At 35.5% G+C, this 3425-nt stretch carries 4 protein-coding genes and 1 pseudogene; 1 reads left to right on the top strand and 4 read right to left on the bottom strand.

All coding sequences use genetic code 11. The annotated features are described in order from the left end of the window. Positions 1 to 419: 419 nt before the first annotated feature. From OZD61_RS05460 to der, 3 genes are read right to left on the bottom strand one after another with little or no spacing between them, the layout of a single operon-like run. The gene (locus OZD61_RS05460) at positions 420 to 962 is read right to left on the bottom strand and encodes a demethoxyubiquinone hydroxylase family protein (RefSeq protein WP_274980125.1); all 543 of its coding nucleotides are present in this window, start codon (positions 960 to 962) and stop codon (positions 420 to 422) included. Beyond that, the gene (locus OZD61_RS05455; RefSeq protein WP_065094847.1) at positions 937 to 1458 is read right to left on the bottom strand and encodes a disulfide bond formation protein B; all 522 of its coding nucleotides are present in this window, start codon (positions 1456 to 1458) and stop codon (positions 937 to 939) included. Before OZD61_RS05455 ends, OZD61_RS05460 begins: the two co-directional genes overlap by 26 nt. After that, positions 1455 to 2780 (bottom strand): ribosome biogenesis GTPase Der, encoded by a 1326-nt coding sequence (gene der / locus OZD61_RS05450; protein WP_012673406.1) that lies wholly within the window; start codon positions 2778 to 2780, stop codon positions 1455 to 1457. Before der ends, OZD61_RS05455 begins: the two co-directional genes overlap by 4 nt. A gap of 131 nt (positions 2781 to 2911) precedes the next feature. Here der and OZD61_RS05445 point away from each other — a divergent pair, with 131 nt between their 5' ends. Next, positions 2912 to 3121, top strand: coding sequence for a hypothetical protein (locus OZD61_RS05445; RefSeq protein WP_015589377.1), 210 nt, complete (start codon positions 2912 to 2914; stop codon positions 3119 to 3121). A 9-nt stretch (positions 3122 to 3130) separates the two neighbouring features. Here OZD61_RS05445 and OZD61_RS05440 read toward each other — a convergent pair. Then, positions 3131 to 3425 (bottom strand): annotated as a pseudogene (locus tag OZD61_RS05440) (IS4-like element ISWosp8 family transposase); the annotation flags it as partial.

Genomic DNA, 3425 nt, shown 5'->3' with positions numbered 1-3425 from the left:
TAGCTTTTTTGCATAGATATACCTCTTTCTTAACTATGCTTATTTTACCTCATATTTTCGAGATCCTTAACAGGTTCTAAGACAATTACCCTTAGCTTATCAGCTCAATTATAAGCAAAATTTCTGGATTCCAGACTGGAATGACACCATTTGCTGTGCAATTTACCTTTAAAAATGAATGTTCGTACAGTTGTGAACCTGTGGCAGGTATTACATAAGAGCATTTCCCTCTTCTAAATTAAAACGCACTTTTGCCTCCTTTGCAGTCTATACTTTAGATGTATTTAATTTACAAATACTAATTATTTATTAATAATGGTGATATGTAAATATAGTTATAAAATAATTGTTACACTTGAATTCCTTCCTGGTTTCTGTTGTTATCAGAACATTTAAAACACTTTAAGAAAGCTGCTTAGTTAAATTAACTTAGACAAGTAAATAGCAGTTTTGCAGCCTGTTTTTATGAATGATGATAAAATGTTGTAGCCAAATGCGCTTTCAGCATTGTGCTGAATTGCAATATCTTTGTGCTCTAACTCCTCGTCGCGAAATTTACTTATAGTTTCTCTTAATTCCCCATCTTCTAAATGTGAAACTTGCTCTTTGTAGTGCTCCCCGATAACTTCTTCAACTGCAGCAGTGCAAGCCATAGCAGCTTTTTTGCCCATAATGGCAGTTGCAACGCCAAGCGACACTCCTAAAACACGCCAAACAGGCAACAAAACAGTAGGACGAACTTTTTGCTCTTTGATTTTCTCATTAAAATAGTGAAAATGCTTTTTTTCCTGCTCTTCCATTTCAATTATTTCATTGATTATAGAAGACTTCTTAAGAATAAATTTTTGACCAGAATAAATGCAAATAGCTCCATATTCTCCAGCGTGATCTACTCTAATTGCCTGTTGCAAGAACTGATTGTTGCTGTACCCTAAATTATTTAGATTTCTTTCTTTCTCCACAATACACCTTACCTGATACGAACAGAGCTACTATGAGATAAATTAGATTCCATGTTGCTAAGGAAACACCTAGAACGTAATGAGGTCTGTCACAAGATGGAGAGTAATTAGGATTTAGTAGATTATTTCTGAGCTCTTCTATACTAACGTTACCACTTGCTTGCTCTGTACAACCTAAAACATCATGAAATAAGTGGAGTTCAAGACCTACATGATAAAAAGATATTACTGCACCTATGAGGTAGCTGCAAAACATTGCATAGATTAGAATTTTGTTGTCTTTAAGCATGCACGCTACTGCAAGTAATCCGGCGATATAGTAAACTATTCGCTCGTATGTACATAACTTGCATGGCAGCATGTTGAAAAAATATTCTAGCACATATGCAAAAATTAGAGCAGCGGCACTCGACAGCAGAAAGATTGCAGGAATTCTGGAATTATTACACATAACTTTAAGTAAATTATCCCTGAAAGTATAAAGCAGAGTATTCATTTTACATAGGGATTTTTATTTTTTTTCAAAAGCAATCTAACTGGCACACCGTCTGCAAAGAAATTTTTTCTGAGATCGTTAATTAAATAGCGTTTGTAACTTTCATCAACACTTTCAGGTATGTTACATATCAAAGAAAAAGCTGGAGGTTTAGTACCAATTTGAGCGATATACTTCATTTTAACTGCTTTGCCTTTTACAAGAGGGTGAGAATGTTTTCCTACAGCATCTATGAGCCACTTATTCAGTTTTGCAGTGCTGATCTTCTTGTTCAAGGATTCACTCACTTCAAGACACTTATCTATCACATCACCGCAGCGCATGCCTTTTAACGCAGAAATTGTTATAGTTGGCACTTCCAAGAATAACCTGGTTACTTCCTGTTGTTTGACAAATTTTATTAACCTGCTTCTGTCATCCTTACCTATTAAATCCCACTTATTTAAAACAACAATAATCCCTTTCCCTCCCTTAATTGCAGCTTCACCAATTGATAAATCCTGCTGCTCAATACCAACTAGGGAGTCTAGCATTAAAACTACCACATGAGAGCGCTTGATTGATTCCATGCTTTTCTCAACAAATCTTGATTCTAAGCCATCTACAACATTCGCCTTTCTGCGGATTCCGGCAGTGTCAATTAGAGTAATTAACTCTCCATCATGATCATATGTAATATCCACAGAATCACGTGTGGTACCTGGCTCTGAACTTGTTATTAGTCTGTTTTCTGCAAGTAAACCATTTAAAAAAGTTGATTTTCCAACATTCGGACGGCCGATGATCGCGATCCTCAGCCTACTCAGTTCATTGTTAGGTAACTCAGTGTTCTCGTTAAAATTTTCAATAACACCAGCTAATGCATCATAAAGATCAACCATGCCAAGATTATGCTCGGCAGAGATATACACCGGGCCAAGAAAATCAAAAAACTGCAAATAATCAACATTTTCGGATTTATGACTCTCGCATTTATTTGCTATCAGTATCACAGGTTTATTTATTTTTCTCTTCAGCCACTTTGCAAACTCTTTATTTCGCTCATTTTGCACTTTTGCGTCAACAAGAAAGAAAATTATGTTTGAACTGGATAAAGAAAACTCTATTTGCTCAATAACTTGCAGTGAAAAACTAGTTTGGTCGTTCCATCCTCCTGTATCTATAACTTTAAACTCCAAATCGCTAATTCTCCCCATTCCCTCTCGCCTATCCCTTGTCACTCCTGGAATGTTACTCACTACTGCTGCTTTTCTTCCTACTAATCTGTTGAATAGGGTCGATTTTCCAGCATTTGGTAGGCCTACTATGGCGATTTTTAGCATAATTCAAGGGCATGTTCTATATGAAGTAAATTATAACCGAAACTTTTCAATTTAACTATTGACTTCGTAGATTATATAAGCACACTACAGTTAGAATTTTTTTATTTCGTTATGTAAAATATGGGGTAGTTATGCTAGTGTCAGAGCAAATAGAGAGTGTAGATAGAGAAGAATTAAAGCAACAAAATCATATACATAAAGATACAGAGTGTTCGGAAGAGACGACAATATATGGGCATATTAATCAGCATATGGAAAAAAACATCTCAAATACATTGCATGAAATATATGATGCTCTTATGTCATATAACGAATCGGAACAGTCAATGACGTCAACTTAAGAACTTTCATTAGCAAACTCTCCTAAAGACATGATGGCGTTTAGGCTTATCTACTTTATTGCGGCTGTCCCGGTCGGATTTTAACTTTAGCACGTATACTTAAAAAGGGCTTGAAAGTTTTTTGGCGAAATAAGTACCTGATAGAGTTTCTGTCTCATTACACTAAATAAAACTGAAAAATTTAAACGATACTCAGTAATTTGATCTGGGTTCCAAGGCCCTTGTGCATCACATATATGAAGCGATAATATATTGCACATGACCAAGTTTGCCCAAAATTCTTGTAATACAGCCTCTCCAGAAA

This window comes from Wolbachia endosymbiont of Drosophila bocki (assembly GCF_028982005.1).
Lineage (GTDB): Bacteria > Pseudomonadota > Alphaproteobacteria > Rickettsiales > Anaplasmataceae > Wolbachia > Wolbachia pipientis.
The sequence above is the reverse complement of the archived record's forward strand: the minus strand, read 5'-3'. Positions and strand labels throughout refer to the sequence as shown.